This window comes from Tindallia texcoconensis (assembly GCF_055383815.1).
Genome location: NZ_AP042431.1, coordinates 1,128,364 through 1,154,901, shown reverse-complemented (window position 1 = coordinate 1,154,901; position 26,538 = coordinate 1,128,364). Strand labels below are relative to the sequence as shown.

Below are 26,538 nucleotides of genomic sequence, written 5' to 3'. Positions count from 1 at the left end.
TAAGAAAAGTCTCATTATGATGATAAGGATGCGGAGGTTCTTTTATGAAGTTTCCATACAAGAAACCAATAGAAGGTCATGCTCTAAAAAAGAAAATAGGGATCTTGTTGTTGATCATGGGAGGAATTCTTTTTTTATATAGTAGGCCTCCCTCCGTGGAAACTGGAGTGGTGACCATGTCTGGAGAAATTCACCTAGCCGATTCCCAAGAAGATACCGTAGAAAATCCCGTAGAAGATCCCTTGGAAACAAAATTTCCGACCATAGAAATGACCACATGGGAACCAATGTTCCTAAAAATACCAGTACTGGATTTTGGCATGGAAGTCATCAATGGTGGAGTGTTTGATGAAGAACTACTACGGATGGCTCCAGTTCATTTTGAAATGAGTGATTTGCCTGGAACCCTGAGAGGAAATACGGCTTTTGCGGCTCATCGAAGAGGGGAGTATGCTTATTTTAGAGATTTGGACCAATTAAAGCCAGGAGATCAGATTATCTTGGAGACATCCACCATGACCTATGTATATGAAATGGCTTGGCTAAAAATCGTAGATCCTTATGACTGGAGTGTGATTGACTCTACAGAACGACCAGCCCTTACGCTACAGACCTGCGAACCAAAAGACCATCCAGGGACACATCGTTTAATTGCCAGAGCCTATCTAGAAGAGATCATGCCTAAAAAGGAGTGAATAGCTTATGGAAGTAGAAGCATTTAGAATACAACCCTATAATGCACAGCATCAGGGAACTCGAAAAGCACAGGAAGATGCCTTTGGTATGGCGGGTCTTACAATGGAGGGGACACCAGAAGCTGGTGGATTTTTAGCGGTTTTGGCCGATGGCATGGGAGGGATGGCCTTGGGCCGTACGGCTAGCCATACGGCGGTGAATAGCTTTTTAAAAGAATACCAACACAGAAAACCAGAAGAGCCAGCCCTGGGCTTCTTGCAAAGAACGGCTAAAATCGCCAACACATCTGTATTTGATAAAGCATATATGGATGGAGAAGAAGTAGAACTGGGGACTACTTTGGTAGCTGCTTTAATCAGCAACAAGGAACTATACTGGGTAACAGCAGGAGACAGTCATCTTTATCACTATCATCAGGGCAAACTGGTGCTACTGAATAAAGATCATATTTATGGCAATGAATTGCAGGAAGAAGTGGTGAATGGGAAAATGACACAAAAGGAGGCGGAAAACCATCCAGAACATGATTACTTAACCTCCTACCTAGGACTGCCAGAAATACCTGAATTGGATCAGAGTCAAGCTGCATTATCCTTGGAAGGAGGGGATCAACTGCTTTTATGCAGCGATGGACTAGACAACGTACTTACCATAGCAGACATACAGAAAGTGCTGGAAACAGAAAAGGAAAATCCAGCAGAAGAATTGGTACGACAAGCCCTCAATAAAAATAAAAAGCATTTGGATAATATAACCGTTATTGTCTTAAGCATACAATCCAAGGGATGATCCTAAAAAAAAGGAGTGAGTAGAAATGAAAAAGTGGCATAAAAAAGTGAAGTTGTGTTTGACGGTTCTATTAATCATCAGCGTATTGGCCATGCCTGTATATGCCAACCCTGTTTCTGAAGCAACCAAAAGCGTTGTAGTGGTAACCGTGTGGGACCCAGCAACCAACATGGAGTTGGCATGGGGAAGTGGATTTGTGGTAGGAGATGGAGAACCTTTTCAGTATATTGCCACAGCATGGCATGTGGTGAATATTGAGGCCATTAACTTGATGAGAAGAAACGATGGGTTGCCAGAAGTGAATCGAATCGAAATCAAAATATGGATTTCAGCCGATGATCTGGTACCTGCAACGATTTTTCATCAGTTGCCTACCAGCGATATTGCCGTACTTCGAGTAGATCCAAATCATCAACTCTTTGGATATGAACCCCTGGTGTTCAGCGACAGAGGGCAGATGTCTGTAGGCGATGATGTATGGGCATTGGGATTCCCCTGGTCAACGGCAACCGCCTTTCCTACGGGGTATTATACGGATGTAGTCGTAACAAGAGGCATTGTCAGCAATATTGCCACACCAGGTGGCATCGGTAGTTATCAGACAGATGCAGCCGTTAATCAAGGGAACTCTGGGGGGCCTCTAGTCAATGAACAGGGAGAAGTCGTTGGGATCAACTCCTGGGGCTTCACCGATGCCCAAGGCTCTAATATTGCAGTACAGGTAGACTATTTAACAGAATTTTTAATGCGTCGTGGCATTAACTACCTAAGTGCAACAGATGCCACACCAGCACCCATAAGCGAACCAGAGGAAGAAGAGAGTCCAGTAGGTGTTGGCGGTATTGAAGGCCCAGGTGACACCAGCGCACAAGAAGGAGCTACACCTGTGCAACCAGAAGCAACGGCAACGACACAACCGCCAGAAGAAGAATCTGGCATGAATATGATGCTAGCTGGTGGCATAGGAATTGGCCTATTGGTTGTGCTAGGAGGCATTGTCATCGCCATGAAAGGCCGTAGCAAGCCAGTGCCACAGGCTGCAGGAGTACCAATGTCAGGCTCTTCCCCTCCACTGCCTCATCAGCCGCCTCCACAGCAAATTCCCAACATGCCACCACCACCAGCAGCAAGTGGGGTGACACAGCCAAGAATGGATCCACAGACGGCGCCAGTTACTCGAGCCAAGCCAAAGCAGACGCCGGTTAGTTCTGGTCCAGGCATGAAAGGAACTTCTGGTCATTTTTCTGGTCAGTCTGTTGAATTTGTAGAGGGACAGCTTATTATAGGAAGAGATCCAAGGATGGCCCATCTAGTGTATCCTCAATCCATGGAAGAGATTAGCCGTAAGCATGTAACCGTGCGATTTGATGATAAAACCAGACAATTTATTTTGGAAGATTCCTCTTCTAACGGGACTTTCTTATCTTCTAATGAAAAACTAGATTCAGGGAAACCCTATTATTTAAAACCTGGAGACCGATTCTATTTAGCGGATCCTAAGGAAGTATTTGAACTGGTTTTAAAGGAGTAAGGTGAATAAAATGGAGATTTCACGTGCTACGATAACCAAAGCTGGTGGAAGAAAATACAACGAAGATTATGGTGGGTGTTTCCTTAAGGATGGGTGGCTCTGTGCAGTGTTGGCAGATGGACTGGGAGGTCATCGGGGAGGCCAAGAAGCCTCCCGAACCGCAGTTCAACAGGTACTGGAAGCCTTTGGAGACAAACCAGAATGTTCAGCAGAAGCCTTACACGCCTATTTTATAGAGGCGAACCGCAGTTTGGCCGCAGGCCAAGCAAAAGATTCGAAACTGGCGAGTATGAAAACCACTATGGTGATTTGGGTGGGTAATAGAAGCCAATCCATATGGGGCCATATTGGAGACTCCAGGCTCTATCACTTTCGGAACCATCGGGTGATATCCTGCACAAAAGATCACAGCCTGCCACAAAAGTTAGCGGATATTGGTGAAATTCAAGCTTCTGAAATACGAAATCATGAAGACCGAAACAGATTGACAGCTGTTATGGATGGTGGCGATTCCATGAAGTGGCGGATTTTGGAGAAACCTATGAACATCAAACCAAAGGATGGGTTTCTACTGTGCACCGATGGATTCTGGGAGTATGTGGTGGAAAAAGAAATGGAATCAGATCTTAAGCAAAGTCATGATGCGGAAGCATGGCTGAAGGCTATGGAAATGCGATTGCTAGAAAGAGCACCCCAACAGCATGACAATTATTCAGCCATAGGGCTAATGGGAATATAGGAGGCGATTAAGATGAGTAAACTAACACGATGCGATAACGGACATTATTACGATGCTGGCAATCATAGCAGTTGTCCCTATTGTGGTGTGCAAAGCCTGGACATCGATATTCAAAAAACCATGGCAAAAAGATCTACGCCATCCGCTAGGAAACAAGCTTCTCCAGGGAGGCCTGCAGAAGAGGGGCGGACCATGGGGGTTTTTCATAAAAAAATGGGCATTGATCCTGTGGTGGGATGGTTTGTTTGTATCGAAGGCGGAGATAAAGGTCGGGATTATCGAATTGTGGCAGAAAAGAATTTTGTAGGCCGAAGTCCAGACATGGATATTTGTATTGAAGGTGATGAAACGGTTTCTCGGGAAAACCATACTATTGTCAGTTATAATCCGAAGGATCATAAGTTTCGCCTGTATCCAGGAGATGGAAGAGGCTTGGTCTATATTAACGATGAAGAACTGGTGATGCCAGCAGTGCTAAATCCCTATGATGTCATTGAACTGGGGGAAACAAAACTATTGTTTGTACCCTTTTGTGGAGAAGGATTCACTTGGAAAAAAGAAAAGAAACAGGAAGAGTAGATGAGAGGATTTAAGGGAAGAAGGTGATGATGAATGGAAGCCAAAGATTTATGTATGGGCTGTATGGAGGAAAAGGGCAGTATAGAGAAATGTCCCCATTGCCAATGGGAAGAGGGAACAGAGGCTTCCTCCCATATGCACCTTCCTCCAGGCACCATCCTCAATGGGAAATATGTCCTAGGCCGGGCTTTAGGACAAGGTGGCTTTGGCATCACCTATCTGGCTCGGGACATATACCTAGATCGAAAGCTGGCGATTAAGGAGTTTTTCCCCAGGGACTTAGTGAGAAGAGATTATGATACCCATGACCTGATGGTTCACGATATGGAAATGGAAGAACAATATGATTACGGAATGGAAAAGTTTTTAGAAGAAGGCCGCACCTTGGCGAAATTCGAAGAACATCCCAATATTGTTTCCGTACAGGACTTTTTTAAAGAACATCAAACCGCTTATTTGGTCATGAACTATATTCAAGGAATTGCCCTCAATGATTATTTGAAAGAAAAAGGTCAGCCCCTGGCTTTTCATGAAGCACTCCCCATCATGATGCCGGTGCTAGATGCCTTAAATGCAGTACATGAAGCGGGACTCTTGCACCGAGATATCAGCCCAGACAATATTTTTATTAGTTTAGGTGCGAGGGTAATGATCTTAGATTTTGGGGCAGCTCGACACGCCATGACGCAACAGAAACGAAATTATTCCATTATTTTAAAGCCCGGCTATGCCCCACCAGAGCAATATCGCCAAAGTGGAAATCAAGGTCCATGGACAGATATTTATGCAGCAGCAGCTACTTTTTATCAAGCCATTACGGGACAAATGCTGCCGGATGCCCTAGATCGAATGGATTATGAAGCAGTACCTTGGCCAGATTGGATGTATCAAGAGACAAGCCCTCTACAACGGCAAGCCCTAGAAACCGCCTTAGCGGTTCAAGTAGAAAATCGGTTTCAAGGAATAGCAGACTTTCAAAACGCCCTGTTGAGCGATGCCCCCAGAGCTGCTTCTGAAACCACGGTGGTGGAAGCCGAGAGGCCTTATATGCCAGAAAGGCCACCAGCACCATCACCAGTGCCATCATCCCCAGTGCCACCACCAGCCCCGGTGTCGTCTCACCAGACAACCGTGGCGGATCAGTCTGCTGGGGTACCCTACGAGCCAGTCCAACCACCTATTTATCGGGGAGAAAAAAATAGCACCGTGATCAACATAGGAAGATCTGCTGACAATGATATTGTCATACAAGAAGAAAGTATTTCTCGGCATCATGCTCGGCTGACCCAGGAAAATGGACAATGGTATCTTCAGGACCTGGGCAGTACCCATGGAAGCTTTGTAGATGGGCGTCCAGTGAAAGAGGCAACGCTACTAAAAGAAGGGGCTTATATTAAAATAAGCAGAGCGATGTTTTATTTTAATGGGAAACACTTACTATCCGAGAGAGGCGAAGTATTGCATACCCTTCAACCTGCTCCTTCCTCAGCAAGCCCCCGTCCTGTTGGACAGCAGGCTGCATTTTTAGAAAACACCAATACCGCTTCCAGGCGATTAATGATTTTAGGCGGTCTTGTGATTGCAATGGTAACAGTGATTGTCCTCATTTACTTAGTAAGCGGATAAGGATACCCATGGAAAGAGGACGGAGGGATGATGCTTATGAAAAATGGAAAATTAACTGGATTGGCTGTGCTGGTATATCTGATGGTGTTACTGATGGCCTTGGAAGGATGGGGACAAATTTCAGCTACAGCCATTTCCCTGACCCCCTCGAGTACCACCATGAATAGAGGAGCAGTACTTTCTTTGACAGCTACCTTAACACCAGAAGAGGCAACGGCGGATGGCATCCAGTGGTCGGTGGAGCATGGCCACATTGCTACGGTAAATCCATCTGTGGAGAACCCTTTACAGGCCACGGTGAAAGCCCTTGCTCCAGGGAGTACAACTCTTACGGTTCAAACCCCTCAAGGACATAGTGCAACGGCTCGTATTCAAGTAGTGGTTCCAGTGACAGGGGTTAGTCTGTCTCATACAGAACTGGAACTAGTTCGGGGGGAAAGGACTTCTCTGTCCGCAAGGATCCAACCATCGGATGCCACTAATCACCATCTTCGGTGGGGCAGTGATGATCCAGAGACCATACAAATACAGGAGGCTGGTGCAGGAAACTTTGGGTCGTGGAATGAGGTAACCATAGAAGCCATGGAAGCAGGAAGGACACGGGTATGGGTAGAAACCCAAGATCGAAACCAAAGTGCCGCAGTAGATATCCATGTGATTGTGTTGGTGGAAGCCGTTGTGTTCCAAGATGAAATCATGGAAATGAATTCTGGAGATACACTTCAGACTCAATTTGAAATAGTACCTGCAGACGCTACCAATCAGGATGTTTGGTACGAGTCTACAGAACCATCTGTTGCAACTGTGGACGAAAATGGCAAAGTAGAAGCCCATGGGGAAGGTGCGGCCAGAATCATTCTTCGTTCTCATCAAGATCAAATGATCTTTGATCACCTACTGGTATTGGTAGATGGTGCTCATGCTCCAGAAGAAATGCCTATGATTGGCCTAAAGGAAGAGGAACCGACGGATCAAGATCCAGCCACAGAACAAAGCGAACCAACAGAACCGGCGGCCATAGCAGAAAGCGAATCCGAAAAAAATGGTGGGGTAAGGTCTAAAACCCCCTTCTTTATAGGGGCCGCATTGGTAATCCTGTTAGTGGTACTGGTAATGATATTTCGGAAAAACTCATCTGGTGAAATGAAAAAGCAGGAAATAGTTACCGCCGTGGATTTAGAACAAGCAGAAACAGAGGAAGAAAAAATTCCAGGAAGAGCAGTGGTATGGGGTTTGGCTGGTGAATTTGAAGGCCAAGGCATAGAATTAGCAGAAAACCTGTTGATTATTGGCAGGGATGCATCCTTGTCACATCTTGTATACCCCTCCCATCGAGAAGATATAAGTCGCAAGCATGTAAAAATTGAGTTTGATTCGGAAAAAGGAGATTGCTGGATAACAGATGTATCCGCCAACGGAACCTATTTGGCCGATACAGACCAACGATTACCTCATGATCAGAAAATGGCAATCTCTAGCGGAACTCGATTTTATATGGCAGTGAAAACCGAATTGTTTGAAGTTGAATTTTAATCAAGAGAGACGGAAGGTGATGGATATGCCGGACATTGATGTATGCCTGGGGTGTATGGCGAAAAAAACCGAAGAGGAAGCTTGTCCGGTATGCGGATGGGTTCATGGGACAGGAAATGAATCCCATATGCATTTGCAGCCAGGGGCTATACTGAACGATAAATACCTGGTTGGAAAAGCCTTAGGGCAAGGTGGATTTGGCGTTACCTATTTGGGATGGGACGTGAATTTACGCCTTAAATTGGCCATTAAAGAATACATGCCCCAGGATTTAGCTAGTCGAGCCTTGGGTGATAGCCAAGTATCCGTGTATACTTCTGGCCTTAGCCATCAATATGAGTATGGACTAGAAAAATTCTTATTGGAAGCCCAGACACTGGCACAATTTGAAGGCCATCCCAATATTGTATCCGTTCGTGATTTTTTTAAAGCCAACGGCACCGCGTATATTGTGATGAGCTACATCCAAGGCGTCACCTTAAAGGAATATGTTCAAGGTGAGGGGAACGCACTTCCGGTAGAAAAAACCATTGGAATTGTGATGCCTGTGTTGGATGCTCTGAAAGAAGTGCATCAAGTGGGGATTTTGCATCGAGATATCAGTCCAGATAATGTGTTTATCACCAGTAAAGGCCAAGTGATTCTCATAGATTTTGGTGCAGCCCGGCAAGCAATTGGAGAAAAAGGAAGAAGTCTTTCCATTGTGTTAAAGCCTGGATACACACCAGAGGAGCAATATCGAAGCAAAGGAGTGCAAGGCCCCTGGACAGATATTTATGCCGTGGGAGCCATGATCTATAGGGTGCTTTGTGCCCAAATGCCACCAGAATCCTTAGATCGATTAGACCAGGACACCCTGACACCACCATCCCAGTTGGGTGTGGAAATATCTCCAGCTCTGGAAAGTGCCATTTTAAAAGCCATGGCTGTCAGAGCCGGAGACCGTTTTCAATCCGTAGAGGAATTTCAGCAGGCTCTGCTTTCAGATGTACCCGTAGCCCTGCATTCGTCGAAACCTTCTGCAACCTCCGAAAGATCAGCACAACCAGCTCCGCCGCATCCTGGAGAAGGATCGCCTGTTGCAAAGAAATCCTCGCCAGTGAAACCATTTTATTTAGTCATGGCGGGTGCGGCCATGATAGTAGTAGTGATTGTGGGGTTTGCCATGAGCCGAGGAAATAATGATCTCGGAAGTGCTGTTGCAGGGGGACCAGAGAGTACGGTGGAGACTGGAGAAGCCATGGCAGAAAATCTGGAACCAGAGGAAATTCAAGCAGATACCCAGCCAGAGACCATACCAGATCAGTTGGAAGAAGGAAGCTTTGAATACCAGAACGGCCAGTACACCGGTGAATACCATAATGATTTGCCGGAGGGCTTTGGGAGATGGGAAGGTCCGGATGGCGAAGTGTATGAAGGACAGTGGCATAATGGACTTCCCCATGGTCAGGGGGTTCTCAACGGTGCCGATGGCGATCTGTATGACGGTGAATGGGTGGATGGGAATCGGGAAGGATACGGCGTATATGTGTCCGCCAATAAGGTTCGATATGCTGGTGAATGGGTCAACAACCGAAGAAATGGCACCGGAACAGAAGTATGGCCCAATGGAGCCGAGTATACCGGAGAATATAAAGAAGATATGCGCCATGGTCAGGGAAGTTACACCTGGGCCAATGGAGATCGATATGAAGGCCAGTGGCGAGACGGTTTTCAACATGGTTATGGCGTTTTAACCTATGCAAATGGTCAGGCAAGACAAGGCCAATGGGTGAATAATGAGTTTCAGGAGTAGTCGTTTTAAAAAAGACATAGAGAGGAGGGATGTGTCGGGTAGAAACCGTAGAATGAATAGCAGCGTACATTTATTTTAAATGAAAAAGGAGGCAGCGAGATGAAAAGAAATGGAAAAAGAGTTCTTGTGGTGACATTAGCATTATTAGTGTTGATGACCATGGCCCTAAGTCCATCGGTATTTGCTTCAACTGTAAAAGACTATTTGATTTATGTTCAATTGGAAGGTGTTTTTGATAATGGGACAGCTAGATTCAACATTGGGTATCCGGATGATATACCGGATGGATTAACCAGTACCTTGGAAGTTCAGTATGATTTGCATGGACAGCGAGTAGAAACCCTTAGAACCGATATGATCGCAGAAAATGGTGCAGTGGTTTATGCAGATCAGCTCCTGATTGATACAAGAGGATGGGAGTCCGGAGAATATGATTTAACCTTAGTCGTGGATGGGGAAGCGATGGACAGTGGCACCTTCTTTATTGAAGCCGCTCCAGCCCCAGCCCCAGAGCCAGAACCAGAGCCAGAACCAGAACCAGAGCCAGAACCAGAGCCAGTAGTGGAGCTTGCAGCCAATGAGCGGGCCGTTGAGTTAGAGGCTAACGTTCCTGGAGTCGTAGATTTTTCTAACGTAGGCGTAGAACTAGAACTTATTCTTCCTGATGGTGGAGTTGGAACCGTTCAACTGGATCGAATGGCAGCAACAGAAAAGGAAATTCCAGAAGATTTAAATAGTTTGGGAGCCTTCCTTCAGATCGAAAGAAGTGAAGAATTAGCAGGAGTTCAGGCCACCATTAAATTGGATTTGCCAGAGGTAGATGAAGAAGTAGATATGGAAACCATGGCCATGTATCGATTTAATGAAGGAACCGGAGTTTGGGATAAGCTACCTTCTCGTATCGTAGGTGGACAGATTTGGGCAGAGGTGGAAGATTTTAGTCTCTTTGGTCTCTTTTCAGCACCTGTAGCAGTGGCGGATGCAGCACCTGCACCTACTCCAGCCCCAGCCCCAGAACCGGCTCCAGCTCCAGAACCGGCTCCAGCTCCAGAGCCAGAGCCAGCACCAATGCCAGTAGAGCAAGCAGAAACCACGCCGGAAGCACCGGTAGCCTTGCCTCAAACCGATGGTGGAACCGCTGTAAACATGGGCATGATCTTAGCCATGAGCCTGATGGGAGCTGGCGGTTTACTGGTAACCTCCAAGAAAAAGAAATAGGTAATCTCAGCAACTCCTTGATAAAGAGGAGTTGCTTTTTTGTGGCTAAGGAAATAGCATGCGCATTTAACTTGTGGATTATTTTGTGATTTTGACTTTGCTTTTCCTTTCCAACTAACCAACTTTCCAACGAACAAGACGCGAAGCGTCTTTTTTATTAGACGTGAGGCTTCTTTGATCTTTGATGAGTTTGAGCACTATTGGTCTAAAGTCCTCTGACTTCGGTAAGCCTCAACATTCTGGGTGTGGTCCTGATAATCCCTGCTAAAATTATGGCCACCGTTGCCAACCACGAAATAGAGATAATCGTGGCTTTCTGGTTGTAAAGCGGATTGGATAGAAGCTCGGCCCGGATTGGCAATAGGGCCAGGAGGCAAACCTTTAAATTGATAGGTATTAAAAGGATGCTTTTCTTCCAAATCTCGGTACAACAGACGGTTGGCCAGTTCTTTCCCTTCGTCTAGTCCGTACAAAACTGAAGAACAAAATTGCAACAACATATCAATTTCTAGCCGGTTATAAATAACACCTGCAATGGTATCCCGCTCCTCATCACCAAAGGCTTCTTTTTCTACCAAAGAGGCAATCGTAAGGAGCTCGTGGATACTAAGGCCTGCTTGTTTGGCCTGTTCTTGGTAATCGTCCAGCACTTTTTCCATTTGATTGGCCATGATAGAGACGATTTGACCTGCCGTCTGATCTGCTTCAAAAAAATACGTATCGGGAAATAAATAGCCTTCCATAGGGAAATACAAGGAGGATGAATCAAAATCAAGGTCGGCATTTTGAAAATACCCATGAGTGGCTTCTAAAAAGGCTTCTCGTGTGGTTAATCCATTTTCTTCTAAGCGACTTCCCATCTGATAGAGGGTATAGCCTTCTGGAAAGGTAATGCGTATTTGCTCCCGTTGCTGTCCGGTTTGGATAAGCGTAAAAATTTCTTCAAAACTACTGCCAGGCTGAATTTCATATTCACCAGGACGGATATTTCGATCCGCTCCAGCAGCTTGGGCTTCTTTTCGAAACCACATAGCGCTGCGAATTACCCCATGGTCTTTTAGGTTTTCAGAAACTCGATGCAAGCTGTCCCCATCTTCGATGGTTAGAACAATCGGTTCTTCATGAAGGGTTTTTGTCAATAGAGAGGGAGCAAACAAGAAAGCACCAAGGGTGGCACCAGCAATCAAGACAAACAAAAGTGCAACAACAATCAAACAACCTTTTTTCATAGGAGACAATCCTTCCAAAGAGAATTTAAGAATCAGTAAATCGAATAAATATAGTTTACCATGATCATAGGATGAATGCATCCTTGCAGAGGAAAAAAAGAGCCACTTCTGAGAAAAATCAGAAATGGCTCTTTGGTAGGAGAGAGACCTACGTTAGTAAATCGTTTCAAGGGATACCATAATCACTCTGGAAGTTTCGTCCCATTCAATGGTGTATCCATAATCTTCTAAGGATTTAATAGCCATTGTTTCTTCATCAGGCACTGTGTCCAGTTGGAATAATTCACTGGCTAAGCTGGTGGGAATAGAAGAACGTCCATCCGTAGAAATGGTCATATTGGCTTCATGCTCGGAAACGTCATAGTGATCAAAGTGATACACTAGGTCAGCATCTACTTCGAACACAGCAACAACAGAGGTTTCATTGGTAACAGTGGTTTCCATGCCCCCAAGCATTAGCATGGCAAGGTCTTCTTCGGTTACCACCTTAACAGAGGTTGGTAAGGAAATCTCAGGGGTTTCCAGTTTAAGGGCACTGCTTTCCATGGTTAGGTTCATATTTCCGTCAGGGGTCTTGAGTAAAAGGGTAGCAACTTCGTGATAAGAATCATCTTCAAATACGGTGCTTTGCTCATAAGTACTGCCGGCAATAGCGGTTCGAGCTTCTTCTAGCATGGGCGCAACATAGACTTCATACATGGCCATGAGTTCAGCAAGTTCTTCGTCGCTTAGCTCCAAATCCTCTGAAGGCATGCCCATCATCATGGCCATATCCTCCATATTGGTGAGAGCATAGACGATATAAGCACTTAATAAATCAATCATGTCATCAGCATCCATGGATAAATGGTAGGTCTCGTCTTCGAAGGTCATATCCAATTCGAAATCCAAGTTCATTCCTTCCATAAATTCAAGAATCTGAACCAAGAAACCAGAATCCAACTGAAAATCTGTCTGGTTATCCTGCAGCATAACAAAGTCTTCTTCAATCGTGACAGATTCACCCATGCCAGTCATATCAGCCAGGAACAAGACGAATTCCTGATTCAAATAAATGTCGGCGCCTTGGATATACAGTTCGATGGTGGGAATCACCATCTCAGGATCACTCGTTTCCACATGGATTTGCATATAGCTGTCGAACTCTTCCATGTCAGAAATACCAGTAGCTTTAATGGATACGGTTTCTTCTACTAAACCAGGAAAGGCAAGTTCCATCTCCATGGTCATTTGGCTTTCGATGCCTTGCCATTCTTCGTAAATCTTCTTCATTTCATTCCAGTAGTCTTGGCCTGCGGTGGTTTCTGCTGATACAGGAATAATGCTTATGAACATCATTGCCACCAGCGACAGAATTAGTAGGTTTTTTTTCATGCATTCAACACTCCTTTTAGATTTTTTGGTGCAATATACATGTCTCACTACGAGACAGAATATAAAAAGTTTTTTGTTTTGCTGAAGTTTAGGATTTTTATTGGTTTTTAAAGCACTTCAAGGATGACGAAAGAAATTTAATGTAAGTAATCTTCATTCTAACACAGATCATTTAAAATGCCCACGACAGCCAGCGTAAAAATAAAAAATAGGCGTTTTTCCTTACTTTATAAAGATTAATGGAACCCTGTGTCGGAACTACTTGCCCCAGGCAAAGAGTTGGAATTTGTGGAATTTTTAGAGAGTTTCCAAAGAGGTGATTTTACAGGTAGTTTTGGGGTATGTTTAATAAACGATTTTACTTCTCGAATTTTTAATGGTTACTAAAGGAGCTGATACATTCATGAAACTATTGACAAAACTAAAATTTCGCTTGATGATTTTGCCCTTGATGATTATCTTTATAGGAATTTTTGTCTTATCGAGTATTTCTATTGTTTTGGTTAGAGATCAAATTTTAAATGAGATGGAGAGAGAAGGCTTTAACCGAGCTACCGATTTTATAGCAAGAGCCAATGATGGCTTTCTGGCTACAGAAACCATCAATGCTTTGTTAGAAGATAAAATTATTGGGACTGCTCGGGTTGTCGAAGAAGAGTTATCTTTACCAGTAGAAGAGCAAAGAGTGAACAGTGCATGGCTCGAAGAACTAGCCAATGATTTAGCTGTTCATCGTATTCATTATTGGAGTGCTGAAGATCAATCAATTGTCTACTCTGCCACCGATGGCTTTGAAGGCTTGGAGCTCCCAGAGGATCATGTATTAACGGAGTTTATCCCAAGCAATGAACCCTATTTATTTGAAGAAATTCGCCAAAGTACAGAAACCGATGAATCCTTTAAATTTGGTTATCTTAGGCTGGAAAACGGCAATATTCTTCAGGTAGGCTTAGAGGCCAGCGTAGTAAATGAACTATTGGAAAGTGCCGAATATCAAACCTTAGTGACGCAAATTAGCAATACGGAAGGCATTGAATATGCATTATTTATTGATAATGACTTTACAGCCTTTGCCCATAGCGATGAAGACCGAATAGGCATGGACCTTTCCGATGACCAAGCCGCCATTAGTACCATAAACGAGAACCAACGATACTCCAGTACTTTTTTATATACAGAAGAGGAAATTGAAGTGTTTGACGTGGCGGTTCCCGTTGAAGTGGATGGTCACATTACGGGAGCGATTAATATTGGTTTTTCGATGAAAGAAGTAAACGAATCCATTCAACAAGTAATTCGGATTACCTTAATGACAGCAGTGGTTATTTTCATTATTCTTGCCCTAGTGTTATATTTCAATGTCAGTAAATCGGTAAAAGGCTTAAGCAAGATTAAAACCTTTGTCGAAAGCTTAGGCGAGGGGATCTTTACCAATGAAATGGATGAAGCACTCCTAAAAGATAAGGGAGAACTGGGAGAAATTTCAACATCCTTATTATTAACCCAGAAGAGCAATAAATCGATGATAGAAGATATTATTCAGCGAGCAGAGCAACTTTCAAACTCTTCCCATGAGTTAGAAGAAATTAGTAAAGTTTCCTTTACGGCGTCTAAAGAAGTAGAAGATGCGGTAGAACAAATATCCAAAGGAGCCACAGAACAGGCAGAAGAGACAGAAAAAGGAGCAGAAAATGCTCGTGCCTTAGGAGATGTAATGGACTCCAACGAGGATAAAATGAAAAGACTTAATACTTCGATCCAACAAATATCAGAACTCAAAGATTATGGCCTTAAAACCGTAGATAACCTGGTAGAAGATGCAAGAAAAAGCGATGAAGCCTCTAAAATGGTAAAGAAATTGATTAATCGAACCAATGAAAGCGCCAATACCATTACTCAAGCCATTGAAAACATTGGAAGCATTGCAGAGCAAACCAATCTATTGGCTTTAAACGCTTCCATTGAAGCAGCTCGAGCTGGTGAAGCTGGTAAAGGCTTTGCCGTAGTAGCAGAGGAAATTCGAAAACTTGCAGAACAATCCAATACCTTTAGCGAAGAAATTACTACGGTCATCAACACCCTACAGGTAGAAACCGACGAAGGAGTAACCACCGTAGAAGATCTAGAAAAGATTATGGATCATCAAATGCAAAGTGTGACCCATACATCAGACAACTTCAAGGACATTGCAAAATCCTTGGAAAACATGAAACAATCCTTAGAAGCCATCAACACCTCGGGCCAAGAAATGACGGATAAAAAGAACGAGATTATCGCTGTGATTGATAATCTAGCAGCTATTTCTCAAGAAAATGCTGCCAGCACCCAGGAAGTGGCTGCAAGTATGACCACTCAAGGAGAGTCTGTTAATGACATCTTTAAGTCCAGTGAAGTTCTCTCGAAACTAGCAGACGAAATGAAAGAACGAGTGAAAGAGTTTACGGTTTAAGCCTTGATATCCAGTAAGAGGTGAAGGATTCTTTCCTTCGCCTCTTACTTCACTACACTTAGTTTTTTCTTGGGTCACAAATTGTTTTTGTGGTCCATTTGTTATTTCAAGGGATTCCTTTAGGAACAGAAGGGAGCGTTCCGGCGTGAAAAGAAAAAAATACTTGTTGCTGGCAATCTTCCTTGCTATGATGGTAGGGTTCGCTATGATGACAGAAAGCCGCCGTGCTTGGTTGCTTAGGGTCGATGTAGAAGAAATTCAGCAAATGATTTTGGCCTATGGAGGCTGGAGTCGACTGGTTTTTTTAGCGCTCTCTATTTTTAGACCCTTAATGGCAATACCTGTTTCCTTTTTCTTTGTATCCGGCGGACTGGCTTTTGGAACCTTGGAAGGAAGCTTTTGGGCCTTAGGGGGAATGGCTGGCTCCACCTCCCTTATCTATTTGTTTTCCAGTCGGTTTCATCGGATCTTTCGTCGAATGGTGCCGTATAAATACATCAGGATGCTTTATAATGTAACAGAAAAAGACCTTATGCCTAAGATTTTTTCCATCCGAGTAACACCAGGAATGCCCTTTGACTCCATCACAGCAGCTTCCGGACTGGCTCGCCTTCCCTTTAAAAAATTCATGGTGGGAACCATGCTGGGAATGCTGCCCAAGGGAATTCTCTATACGTATTTAGGAGAAAATCTGGACAATTATTTATCGCCGAGTACCCTGATGGTTTATGGGATCTTACTGGCGATGGCCATAGCACCTCATGGCTACAAAAGATATATGCGGAAAAAGAAAGAATCATAAAAAGCCAGAAAAAGTGCTGGAAGCCTTTGGCAAAGGAGTTTTTAAATGATAGAAGAACATAAAGATGAATACTATATGAGACTAGCCCTAGAAGAAGCCGAGAAAGCCCAAGCCATAGGAGAGGTGCCGATTGGAGCTGTAGTGGTTCGAAAAGGAGAAATCATTGCCAGGGCCCATAATAAGCGAGAGATAGATAAAATGGCAACGGCCCATGCGGAACTGTTGGCCATCCAACAGGCTTGTCAAACCGCTGGTGGATGGAGGCTGACAGAAAGTACGCTATACGTAACCGTAGAACCCTGCCCTATGTGTGCAGGAGCTATTTTCCAAAGTCGAATTGACAGAGTGGTGATTGGTGCCATGGATCCTAAAGCCGGAGCCTGTGGTTCTTTGATGAATACCTTGCAAGATGAACGACTGAACCATCAAGCAGAAATCATTACAGGGGTATTGGAAGATCAGTGTTCTCGCATAATGAAAAATTTTTTCATGAAGCTTCGAGAGAAAAAGACCTATTCAAAAAAACTATAGAAATTCAAATACCCATAGAAAAAATCTATTTCAATTAAAAGCAGCTCCATGATAAAGTATCGAATGAATCCTGTTTAGAAGACTTCCTTTCTATAGGCGGTTTCGTCCTTAGGATGTCCATAAACCTTGACAGAATACATAGGAAGATGAAGGGATGATAAACGTGAAAGAAGAATGGCTCGTAGCCTTTCATTCCACTCACCACGCTATAGCGGCAGAACGTTTGGGAAAAGAGGCTGGATGGTCCATGGAAATGATTCCTACCCCAAGGGATATTTCAGCTAGTTGTGGCCTTTCGCTACATTTTCCAGTCTCCACGGAGACTGACCAAGCAACGGTGATGCAGAAACTGAAGGAAAAAAGAATTCTTTGGGCCGGCGTATACTTACCAGAGAAAGCCCCGAAAAATGGCAAGAAATGGAAACTTCTAGTGGCAGGAGAAGAATAAACAAAGAAACTACTTGGATGTAGCTTAGGAGGATCATTGTGGTTCGTATTGGAATAGATATTGGTTCAACGGTTACAAAAGCAGTGGTACTGCAAGGACAAGACATTATCGCATACCATCGGTTACCTACTGGCTGGAGCCCAAAAGAAACCGGAGAGGCCCTCATCCAACAATTAAAAGAGAAGCAAGGGTTTTCGGAACAGGAAATTAGTTCGGTGGTGACCACTGGTTACGGACGTAAAACCTTGTCCTTTGCTACTCGAAAAATAACAGAAATCACATGCCATGCCAAAGGTGCTTTTTACCTTAGTCCTACATCCAGAACCGTCATTGATATTGGAGGGCAAGACAGCAAAGTAATTCGGATGGACGATGCTGGAAATGTAGTGGATTTTATTATGAACGATAAATGTGCAGCTGGTACAGGGCAGTTTTTACAGGTAATGGCTACCCGTTTAGAAGTCGATGTTAAGGATCTAGAAAAAATGGCATTGCAGGATAAACCAGCTCAAATAAATAGTATGTGTACGGTTTTTGCTGAATCAGAAATCATCGGAATGTTGGCGGGTGGGGCTTCTAAGGAAAGCATTGCCTCCGGACTGCTATCGTCTACGGCTGGTCGAATTTCTACCCAGGCAATGAGAATAGGCGTGGAGGAATCCATATTTTTCTCAGGAGGCTTGGCGAGGAATAGATACCTACAACAGAAGCTTGAAGAAAACCTGGGAAAAGCCATAGAAGTGTCTTCCATGGCTCAGTATACAGGAGCCATTGGGGCTGCGCTTTTAGGGTAAAAGGAGTGAATACAATCAATTTACAAAAAAGCCTTGCCAAAGACAAGAGTTTTCTTTATAATAGATTGTGCGGCTATTCATCAAAGGAAGCCTAATAGAGGATCTGTTTAAAAGATCTGTTTGTGGATAATCAAGGAGAGGTGACCGAGTGGCTAAGGGGCACGCCTGGAAAGCGTGTAAGGCTTAACGGCCCCGCGGGTTCGAGTCCCGCTCTCTCCGCCATTAAATTTGTCATAAAGGTTGCTGTGCTAGATGGGGAGGTAGCGGTGCCCTATAACCTGCAAACCGCTATAGCAGGGTTGAATTCCCCGTGGAGGCATTGTATTTGTGGTGCAGACTCGGATAAGTGGTTATGACGATTGGGTCCCGCTCAACGAAAGCTCATGAACCCCGTCAGGTCCGGAAGGAAGCAGCGGTAAGTGATCCCTTTTGTGTGCTGCGGGCCAGCCTGATTTGAGCTAACTGTTCGGGTACCGGCTATGAAGCATTGTCGAATCGGGGTGCACAGCTTTTATTAATTACAGTTAAAAGAGTAAGCGTAATAAAAAAGACCAAAACCAAAAAAAATGATCGTAAAAGACAAGTGATAATACACTTGTCTTTTTTGTGGCTAAGGAAATAGCATGCGCATTTAACGTGTGGATTATTTTGTGACTTTGACTTTGTTTTTCCTTTCCAACTAACCAAGGAAATCGCAGAGGGCTGAATTACAATAGATCCAGCGTTCTTTTCCATGTTAATTTTTTATCAAAAAAAGGATTGCCTTTTATAGGAAAACGTTATATAATTATTGCAGAGATCGATATCAATATAGTGCATCGACAAAATTTCATACGAACACTGGATGACGCATGCGGGAGAGAGCTCGAAATGAGCCGCCGAAGGTAAAAGCTAATGGCTAAGATCCTTAGTGAATTTCTCAGGCAAAAAGACCGTGTGTTGACAGACCTCTGGAAAGCGAAAGCACCGAAGGAGCAAGTCCTGTTAATGATTTCATTAACAGGGAGAAACTCTCAGGTCCCAATACAGAGCAAATAGGATGAATTTCCTGTTTGCTCTTTTTTGCGACCAAGGAAATCGGCCTAAACATTCTTTTACCTAGGCGGTGGTGGCATGGTAACAACAAATAATCCAATGGTAAAACATTATCTGGAAGAGCAGGGAAAGCCCTTGTTTTGGGTAGAAGGGGATTACGAGGACGTACTGTTAGAGGTACGAAATCGAGTTCATGAAGGACATCAAATGCTTACCCATCCCTTAGCGGGCAGCGTTAAGCCCTATGAGACGCCTTACCGTACAGTGGTGATTTCCGACGAAAAAACCACCTTGCACATGCCGTCCCTTCAAACCTTAGAGCAGGCATTTGCATTGCTAGCATCCTTTAAAGGCAAAGATGGAAAACTTCATTCTCTGCGAACGTACAGAGAAGAAGATTTGCCAGACCTTCAATTAGTGGATTTGGACTTAATCAAGTCTGTTATAGAGGAACATTAAAAACGATAAAAGAAAAGAAAGGAGCGAAATGTATGAAACTCGAAGTAGGAAAAGTGTTTATTGAAGACGTTCAGTTTGGGGAAAAAACCCATGTGGACGGACACGTGTTGGTTGTGGATCACAGAGAGCTGCTGGAAGCCATTGGAGGCGATGAGCACCTATGGAAAATCCGAGTAGATTTAGCCCATCCAGGAGAATCTGTGCGTATTACACCCGTAAAAGATGTGATTGAACCACGGGTAAAGGTAAAAGGACATGGGGAGATTTTCCCAGGCATGTTGGGCAAAGTACACACCGTAGGAAATGGTAGAACCCATGCCATGAAAAACGTAGCAGTGGTAACCGCAGGAAAAGTAGTTGGTTTTCAGGAGGGAATTATCGATATGTCCGGTCCAGGCGCCGACTATACCCCCTTCTCCAAGACCCATAATGTCGTCATTACAGCAGAGCCGAAACCAGGCATCAAAGCCCACGACCACGAAGCCGCTTTAAGAACCGTGGGACTAAAAGCAGCCGCATTTTTGGGACAAGCCATCAAAGAAGTAGAGCCAGATGAAGTGAAGGTATACGAAACCCTTGCACCAAGAGAAGCAGCCGAATTATATCCAGACCTTCCACGGGTAGGATATGTGTATATGCTTCAAACCCAAGGATTGCTTCATGACACTTACGTATATGGCGTAGATGCTAAGAAATTGGTTCCAACTGTCATGTATCCAACAGAAATCATGGACGGCGCTATTGTTAGTGGAAACTGCGTTTCTGCCTGCGATAAGAACCCTACCTATATTCATCTCAACAATCCGGTTATTGAAGATTTATACGAAGAACATGGAAAGACCATTAACTTTCTGGGAGTCATCATCACCAACGAAAACGTTACCCTGGCAGACAAAGAACGATCCTCTAACTGGACAGCAAAGCTTTGCGAATTTATGGGCTTAGACGGAGCCATTGTGACACAGGAAGGCTTTGGAAATCCAGATACAGACTTAATTATGAATTGCCGAAAAATCGAAGAAAAAGGAATTAAAACCGTAATTGTGACAGACGAATATGCCGGCAGAGATGGCGCATCCCAGTCCTTGGCAGATGCAGATCCAAAAGCAAATGCCGTTGTCACCAACGGAAACGCCAACGAAACCATCCTTCTTCCAGATATGAACCGACTGATTGGAACAACAGCCTACATTGATTCTATTGCCGGCGGTTTTTCCGGAAGTCTTCGAGAAGATGGATCCATAGAAGTAGAGCTACAAGCGATTACAGGTGCCACCAACGAAACTGGATTCGGCCATCTGTCAGCAGTAGCCTATTAAAAACAAAGACACAGATAGTCAAAAAATAGGTAGATAAACGTTATTTTTAATGATAAAGGGTATACAAAGAAAGGATGGTATCGATGGCCAAAAAGCGAATTATTCATTATGTGAATCAGTTCTTTGCCGGTATTGGTGGCGAAGAAAAAGCAGATATACCACCAGAGTTAAGAGAAGGCGTAGTGGGCCCTGGAATGGCCTTCAATTCAGCTTTTGGAGAGGAAGCAGAAATTGTAGCCACCATTATTTGCGGCGATTCCTACTTCAACGAAAATCCTGAAACATCAAAACAAAAAATCCTTGAAATGATCAAACCCTACGAAGCAGACCTATTTATAGCAGGACCGGCCTTTAATGCGGGACGCTATGGAGTTGCTTGCGCTACGGTGGCTTGGATGGTGCAGGAAGAATTAAACATTCCAGTATTAACAGGAATGTACGTAGAAAACCCAGGGGCAGATTTGTTCCGAAAGGGAATCTATATCATTGAAACCGGCAATTCCGCTGCTGCCATGCGTAAGGCAGTGCCAGCCATGGTGAAAATGGCGAAGAAAATGCTTAATGGCGAAGAAATTGGTAAGCCAGAAGAAGAAGGATATATTCCGAGAGGCATTCGGAAAAATGTCTTTATGGAAGAAAGAGGTTCCCGCCGAGCCGTAAACATGATGATTGCCAAGCTAGGCGGCAAAGAGTACCAAACCGAATATGCCATGCCAGAATTTGACCGAGTACCACCAGCGGATCCGTTGGAAGACCTTAGTCATCTCAAGATAGCCATGGTTACTTCTGGTGGTATAGTGCCAAAACAAAACCCAGATCGAGTAGAATCCTCCAGTGCTTCTAAATTTGGAAAATATTCCATCGAAGGAGTAGAGGATTTAACGGAAGAAATGTATGAAACCGCTCATGGTGGCTATGACCCAATATATGCCAATGAAGATCCAGATCGAGTACTGCCCCTAGATGTACTGAGAGACATGGAGCGAGAAGGGGTTATTGGAAGTATCTTTGAATATTTCTATAGTACTGTGGGCAACGGAACCTCCGTAGGAAATTCAAAAGCCTTTGGAATCTCTATTGGAAAAGAACTAAAGCAAGCAGGGGTAGATGCGGTCTTGCTTACCTCCACATGAGGTACTTGTACACGTTGCGGTGCAACGATGGTTAAAGAAATTGAACGTTTTGGAATTCCAGTGGTTCATGTATGCACGGTAGTACCTATTTCTATGACCGTAGGAGCTAATCGAATTATCCCAGCAGTAGCCATTCCTCATCCATTTGGAAATCCAGTTCTGGAGCCGAAGGAAGAGAAAATGCTGAGACGTCGATTAGTAGAAAAAGCAATGAACTCCTTGAAAATGCATATTGAAACCCAAACCGTTATAGAATAAAGTCCTAACAAACAATCTATTGAAGAGAATGAAAACAGGAGGGGTCACAATGCTAGAACTAGATAAGAACACATTTCAAGAAGAAGTGTTAGATGCAAAAGGATTTGTATTAGTAGACTATTGGAGCGATGGATGCGAACCATGCAAAGCATTGCTTCCAGATATTGAAGCCTTGGCAGAAGCCTATGGAGACAAAGTGAAATTCACTAAGTTAAACATAACAGGCGCCCGTCGTTTGGCTATCTCCCAAAAAGTATTGGGACTGCCCACCATTATTCTATACAAAGATGGAGAAAAAGCAGCAGAAGTAACCAAAGATGATGCGACAAAAGCCAATATCGAAAAAATGATAACGGATCATGCATAAACAGATCCACCATAAGGCGTAGAAGTTATCCAGAAGGATGGCCTTTCCATGCTTCTGGATATCTCATAAATAAGATGAAAACACAAAAAAATAAAAAAAGAAAGGATGGTTCTAAATGAGTATCTTGGATGGCAAAAAAGTCATTATCATTGGCGACCGAGATGGTATTCCGGCACCGGCAATGGAAGAATGCCTGCAGGGTACCGGAGCAGAAGTAGTATTCTCTTCCACAGAATGCTTCGTCTGAACGGCTGCAGGTGCAATGGACCTAGAAAATCAAAATCGAGTGAATACCCTGACGGAAAAACACGGAGCGGAGAATATGTTAATTCTCCTTGGAGGAGCAGAGGCAGAATCTGCCGGACTGGCCGCCGAAACCGTAACCAATGGGGATCCTACTTTTGCAGGTCCATTAGCAGGAGTCCAGTTAGGACTCAAAGTATACCACGCAGTTGAACCAGAATTTAAAGAAGCTGTCAAGGAAGAAGTATATGAAGAGCAAATCGGCATGATGGAAATGGTACTAGACGTCGATGAAATTATTGAAGAAATGAGCAGTATTCGAGAGCAGTTCTGTAAATACTAAGGAAAAAGTTGGAAAAGCTGATAGTGGAAAGTTGGAAAGTAGAAGACAAAGTGCTGAACCAGCAAACCACAAGTTGCTTTTAGCTAAATGATAAGGGTGATGGATGTTGCATCACCCTTATTTTAAACCCTGACCACTATTATGGAGGTGTGTTAATTGGATTTTCCAGTGATAAAAGGAACCGGATACGCCCTGGTATATACACCAGACATCATGCATTGGCATGGAACGACCCAAAGTCTAGAGAGGGCAGCACATCCAGATTCAGAATACTTAAAAGCATTAACCAAGCATACGAGACCTTTTCAAGAAGCCGTAGCCTATGCACCAAACCAAACCTATATTGGCGCCCTGCACCCAGAAAAACTGCGAGATATTGCCAAACCATGGTATGAAAATCCAGTAGAAAATGCAGATAGACAAGGCCCCTTAGGCGAAATCATGCCACAGGATGAGTTCTACGGCTTAATGAAAATTGCCGATGTTTTTGACCTTGTCAGCCTAGAAGAAAACTTTTGGCAACAAGCAAAGACAAAACTCCAAGCCCATCCTCTCTTTGCTGCGGATACGGAAAAAATGGGAAAAGGCGAAACCCTAAGCGATATTCAGACTTACATTGATAAATACCATGCAGATCCGATGTATCATGAAGGAGAACTGATCGGCTGCGTAAAAAGAGCTCACGATGTAGACTTAAGCCTAACAGCCCATATCATTTTCGAAAACTTAGTATCAAAAGCATCTGGGATGCTGGCAATGAAACACTTGATTGATAAAGCAGAGATAGATGTGAACAGCATCGATTATGTGATCGAATGCTCCGAAGAAGCTTGCGGCGATATGAACCAGCGAGGCGGCGGTAACTTTGCCAAAGCCATTGCAGAATCCGTAGGAGCCGTTAATGCTACAGGATCCGATGTTCGAGGTTTTTGTGCGGCGCCTACCCACGCTTTGATTGAAGCTGCAGCTCTAGTGAAAGCAGGGGTCTACGAAAATGTAGTCGTTGTAGCTGGTGGTGCTACAGCTAAACTGGGGATGAATGGCAAAGACCATATGAAAAAAGAAATGCCATTACTGGAAGATGTATTAGGAGCCTTTGCCTTTTTGGTAACCGCCAATGATGGGATCAACCCCATTATTCGAACAGACCTGATCGGACGCCACACCGTTGGTACCGGTTCATCTCCACAGGCTGTTATCACAAGTCTGATCACGACCCCTCTGGAAAAAGGTGGACTGCAAATCACAGATATCGATAAATATTCCGTAGAAATGCAAAATCCAGACGTCACCAAACCTGCGGGAGCTGGTGATGTTCCAGAAGCCAACTATAAAATGATTGGAGCCCTAGGAGTTAAACGAGGCGAAATAGAACGAAAAGAACTACCGAACTTTGTGACCAAACACGGAATGCCAGGTTGGGCACCTACCCAAGGCCATATTCCTTCCGGTATTCCCTACCTAGGGTTTGCACAGCAAGATTTGACATCAGGATCCCTTAATAAAGCCATGATCGTTGGAAAAGGAAGCCTGTTCCTTGGGCGAATGACCAACCTTTTTGACGGAGTATCCGTTATTTTAGAGAAAAACACAGGTACTGTGGCAACTCCTGGAGAAAGCGTATCCAGAGAAGAAATAAAAGAAATGATTCTGGAAGCCATGAAAGACGTTGCCAATCAATTAATGAAGGAATAGGAGGGCTACGAATGACGGATCGAACTGCAATAAAGCAAGAAATCGGCCGAACCCTTCTTTCCTTTACCGAGTCCCTGGATCGGGAAGACTTCGGTCCGAAAATCAGAGTTGGACTAACCACCTTGGGCAGCGAACTGGAACCAGCTCATCTGGTAAAAGGTGCAGAGGAAGCTGTTAGACGATCGACAGATCTGGAAGTAGTGTTGATTGGTCCCAAAGAGCAAACAACCCTGGAAACTGTAGAAGTCACAGAGGAATCAGAAATGCACCAAGTGATGGAAACATTGCTGGACGAAGGTAAAATTCAAGCCTGCGTTACCATGCATTACAACTTCCCCATTGGCGTTGCAACTGTGGGAAAAGTAGTGACACCAGGTTTTGGTCGAGAAATGTTTATCGCCACTACTACCGGAACCGCTGCTACACAAAGAGCCTCTGCAATGCTAAAAAATGCACTTTATGGCATCGTGGCCGCCAAAGCCATGGGCATCGAAAAACCCACCGTAGGCATTTTAAATTTAGATAGCGCAAGACAGGTAGAACGGGCATTGAATACCTTAAAAGCCAATGGCTATGACATAGAATTTTCCGAATCTGTTCGTTCAGATGGCGGCAGCATCATGCGAGGTAATGATCTACTGACCGGCTCTGCGGATGTTATGGTAACAGACAGTCTGACCGGAAATATCATGATGAAAGTATTTTCGTCCTATACCACCGGCGGCAGCTACGAATCTTTAGGCGCTGGCTATGGCCCTGGCATTGGAGAAGGGCAGCAACGCATTGTTTTGATCCTTTCCAGAGCTTCAGGCACTCCCGTAGTGGCCAATGCCCTGCAATATGCAGCAGCACTGGTTAAAGGGAAGGTACAGCAAGTCATGGAAGAAGAAATGGCCAAAGCGAAAAAAGCCGGATTAGATGATATTTTAGAAGGATTTACCAAAGAGACCAAAAAAGAAAAAGAAGAAGAAGTAAAAGCACCACCAAAAGAGATCGTCACAGGCAATATTTCAGGAATCGAAGTAATGGACATTGAAGACGCCGTACAAGTGCTCTGGAAACAAGGGATTTATGCCGAAAGTGGCATGGGTTGCACTGGTCCAGTTGTGATGGTGGCCGAGGAGAAAGTTTCTAAAGCCGCAGCCATCCTTTCAAAAGCTGGCTATGTAGCTGGCGAAGGCGATGTGTGCTAGGGTTAAAAACCTTTAAAAAAGAAACCAAAAAAGACGATGGCATAGAGACACCCAGCCATCGTCTTTTTTTCTTGGAGGTAGATAAGGCGTTAAAAGATTTGATCTTGATGTTCTTTTCTGACTTTCCGACAAACTAACTTTCAAATGAGGATTTTTTATTAATGGTGAAGATTGCCTTAAAGCTTAGTGTTGAAGTAAATGTTTGTTGGCATATTTACTAAAATATGATATATTAATGTGAATTAAAAACCTTTATAGACTCATAATGAAATGTAAAAATTTGTAAGATTTATCATGTGAATGCAGGTGTTTTATAGACTCATAGTGAACTGAAAATAGCAAAAGCATACAAAGCAAGGG

23 protein-coding genes, 1 tRNA gene, 1 other RNA gene and 1 riboswitch are annotated in these 26,538 nt (G+C 43.9%); of the genes, 23 read left to right on the top strand and 2 right to left on the bottom strand.

Translation table 11 applies throughout. The annotated features are described in order from the left end of the window. The first annotated feature begins 44 nt into the window (after positions 1-44). From ACZ47N_RS05350 to ACZ47N_RS05310, 9 genes are all read left to right on the top strand, one after another. Entirely contained in the window at positions 45-695 is a 651-nt protein-coding gene (locus ACZ47N_RS05350; RefSeq protein ID WP_464888103.1) for a sortase, read from the top strand. Between the two features lie 7 nt (positions 696-702). Continuing rightward, the gene (locus ACZ47N_RS05345) at positions 703-1,485 is read left to right on the top strand and encodes a PP2C family protein-serine/threonine phosphatase (protein WP_464888102.1); all 783 of its coding nucleotides are present in this window, start codon (positions 703-705) and stop codon (positions 1,483-1,485) included. A gap of 25 nt (positions 1,486-1,510) precedes the next feature. Continuing rightward, positions 1,511-3,016 (top strand): trypsin-like peptidase domain-containing protein, encoded by a 1,506-nt coding sequence (locus ACZ47N_RS05340; RefSeq protein WP_464888101.1) that lies wholly within the window; start codon positions 1,511-1,513, stop codon positions 3,014-3,016. Positions 3,017-3,026: 10 nt separating this feature from the next. After that, positions 3,027-3,755, top strand: a complete 729-nt coding sequence (locus tag ACZ47N_RS05335; protein ID WP_464888100.1) for a PP2C family protein-serine/threonine phosphatase — start codon at positions 3,027-3,029, stop codon at positions 3,753-3,755. 12 nt (positions 3,756-3,767) lie between these two features. After that, positions 3,768-4,334, top strand: a complete 567-nt coding sequence (locus ACZ47N_RS05330) for an FHA domain-containing protein (protein ID WP_464888099.1) — start codon at positions 3,768-3,770, stop codon at positions 4,332-4,334. Positions 4,335-4,367: 33 nt separating this feature from the next. Then, the gene (locus ACZ47N_RS05325) at positions 4,368-5,960 is read left to right on the top strand and encodes a protein kinase domain-containing protein (RefSeq protein ID WP_464888098.1); all 1,593 of its coding nucleotides are present in this window, start codon (positions 4,368-4,370) and stop codon (positions 5,958-5,960) included. Positions 5,961-5,996: 36 nt separating this feature from the next. Next, on the top strand, positions 5,997-7,493 hold the full coding sequence (locus ACZ47N_RS05320; RefSeq protein WP_464888097.1) for an Ig-like domain-containing protein: 1,497 nt from the start codon (positions 5,997-5,999) through the stop codon (positions 7,491-7,493). Between the two features lie 19 nt (positions 7,494-7,512). Further along, a complete protein-coding gene (locus ACZ47N_RS05315; protein ID WP_464888416.1) occupies positions 7,513-9,288 on the top strand; it encodes a protein kinase domain-containing protein in 1,776 nt (591 codons plus the stop codon). 99 nt (positions 9,289-9,387) lie between these two features. Further along, positions 9,388-10,506, top strand: a complete 1,119-nt coding sequence (locus tag ACZ47N_RS05310; RefSeq protein WP_464888096.1) for an LPXTG cell wall anchor domain-containing protein — start codon at positions 9,388-9,390, stop codon at positions 10,504-10,506. A gap of 197 nt (positions 10,507-10,703) precedes the next feature. Here ACZ47N_RS05310 and mltG read toward each other — a convergent pair whose 3' ends face one another. Next, positions 10,704-11,735, bottom strand: coding sequence for an endolytic transglycosylase MltG (gene mltG, locus ACZ47N_RS05305; RefSeq protein ID WP_464888095.1), 1,032 nt, complete (start codon positions 11,733-11,735; stop codon positions 10,704-10,706). A 153-nt stretch (positions 11,736-11,888) separates the two neighbouring features. Then, on the bottom strand, positions 11,889-13,109 hold the full coding sequence (locus ACZ47N_RS05300) for a hypothetical protein (RefSeq protein ID WP_464888094.1): 1,221 nt from the start codon (positions 13,107-13,109) through the stop codon (positions 11,889-11,891). A 403-nt stretch (positions 13,110-13,512) separates the two neighbouring features. Here ACZ47N_RS05300 and ACZ47N_RS05295 point away from each other — a divergent pair, with 403 nt between their 5' ends. The 14 genes from ACZ47N_RS05295 (at position 13,513) to grdD (ending at position 26,178) form a co-directional block, all read left to right on the top strand. Continuing rightward, positions 13,513-15,558, top strand: a complete 2,046-nt coding sequence (locus ACZ47N_RS05295) for a methyl-accepting chemotaxis protein (protein ID WP_464888093.1) — start codon at positions 13,513-13,515, stop codon at positions 15,556-15,558. Between the two features lie 145 nt (positions 15,559-15,703). Further along, complete coding sequence (locus tag ACZ47N_RS05290; protein ID WP_464888092.1) at positions 15,704-16,360, top strand: TVP38/TMEM64 family protein; 657 nt, start codon at positions 15,704-15,706, stop codon at positions 16,358-16,360. A 45-nt stretch (positions 16,361-16,405) separates the two neighbouring features. Beyond that, positions 16,406-16,891 (top strand): tRNA adenosine(34) deaminase TadA, encoded by a 486-nt coding sequence (gene tadA, locus ACZ47N_RS05285; RefSeq protein WP_464888091.1) that lies wholly within the window; start codon positions 16,406-16,408, stop codon positions 16,889-16,891. A 154-nt stretch (positions 16,892-17,045) separates the two neighbouring features. After that, on the top strand, positions 17,046-17,339 hold the full coding sequence (locus ACZ47N_RS05280; RefSeq protein ID WP_464888090.1) for a putative Se/S carrier protein: 294 nt from the start codon (positions 17,046-17,048) through the stop codon (positions 17,337-17,339). 38 nt (positions 17,340-17,377) lie between these two features. Continuing rightward, the gene (locus tag ACZ47N_RS05275; protein ID WP_464888089.1) at positions 17,378-18,133 is read left to right on the top strand and encodes an acyl-CoA dehydratase activase; all 756 of its coding nucleotides are present in this window, start codon (positions 17,378-17,380) and stop codon (positions 18,131-18,133) included. A gap of 134 nt (positions 18,134-18,267) precedes the next feature. Further along, positions 18,268-18,355, top strand: a tRNA-Ser gene (locus ACZ47N_RS05270). Between the two features lie 21 nt (positions 18,356-18,376). Next, an RNA gene (gene ffs / locus ACZ47N_RS05265) (signal recognition particle sRNA large type) lies at positions 18,377-18,641 on the top strand. Between the two features lie 336 nt (positions 18,642-18,977). Further along, positions 18,978-19,078: riboswitch (glycine riboswitch) on the top strand. A gap of 168 nt (positions 19,079-19,246) precedes the next feature. Further along, the gene (locus ACZ47N_RS05260; protein ID WP_464888088.1) at positions 19,247-19,627 is read left to right on the top strand and encodes a GrdX family protein; all 381 of its coding nucleotides are present in this window, start codon (positions 19,247-19,249) and stop codon (positions 19,625-19,627) included. 32 nt (positions 19,628-19,659) lie between these two features. Continuing rightward, the gene (locus ACZ47N_RS05255) at positions 19,660-20,946 is read left to right on the top strand and encodes a glycine/sarcosine/betaine reductase component B subunit (protein WP_464888087.1); all 1,287 of its coding nucleotides are present in this window, start codon (positions 19,660-19,662) and stop codon (positions 20,944-20,946) included. An 83-nt stretch (positions 20,947-21,029) separates the two neighbouring features. Beyond that, a complete protein-coding gene (gene grdB, locus ACZ47N_RS05250) occupies positions 21,030-22,337 on the top strand; it encodes a glycine reductase complex selenoprotein B (RefSeq protein ID WP_464888086.1) in 1,308 nt (435 codons plus the stop codon). A gap of 49 nt (positions 22,338-22,386) precedes the next feature. Next, positions 22,387-22,704, top strand: a complete 318-nt coding sequence (gene trxA, locus ACZ47N_RS05245; protein WP_464888085.1) for a thioredoxin TrxA — start codon at positions 22,387-22,389, stop codon at positions 22,702-22,704. Between the two features lie 115 nt (positions 22,705-22,819). Next, a complete protein-coding gene (gene grdA, locus ACZ47N_RS05240) occupies positions 22,820-23,290 on the top strand; it encodes a glycine/sarcosine/betaine reductase complex selenoprotein A (protein ID WP_464888084.1) in 471 nt (156 codons plus the stop codon). 156 nt (positions 23,291-23,446) lie between these two features. Continuing rightward, positions 23,447-24,985, top strand: a complete 1,539-nt coding sequence (grdC, locus tag ACZ47N_RS05235) for a glycine/sarcosine/betaine reductase complex component C subunit beta (protein ID WP_464888083.1) — start codon at positions 23,447-23,449, stop codon at positions 24,983-24,985. Positions 24,986-24,996: 11 nt separating this feature from the next. Then, on the top strand, positions 24,997-26,178 hold the full coding sequence (gene grdD / locus ACZ47N_RS05230; protein WP_464888082.1) for a glycine/sarcosine/betaine reductase complex component C subunit alpha: 1,182 nt from the start codon (positions 24,997-24,999) through the stop codon (positions 26,176-26,178). Positions 26,179-26,538 lie beyond the last annotated feature (360 nt).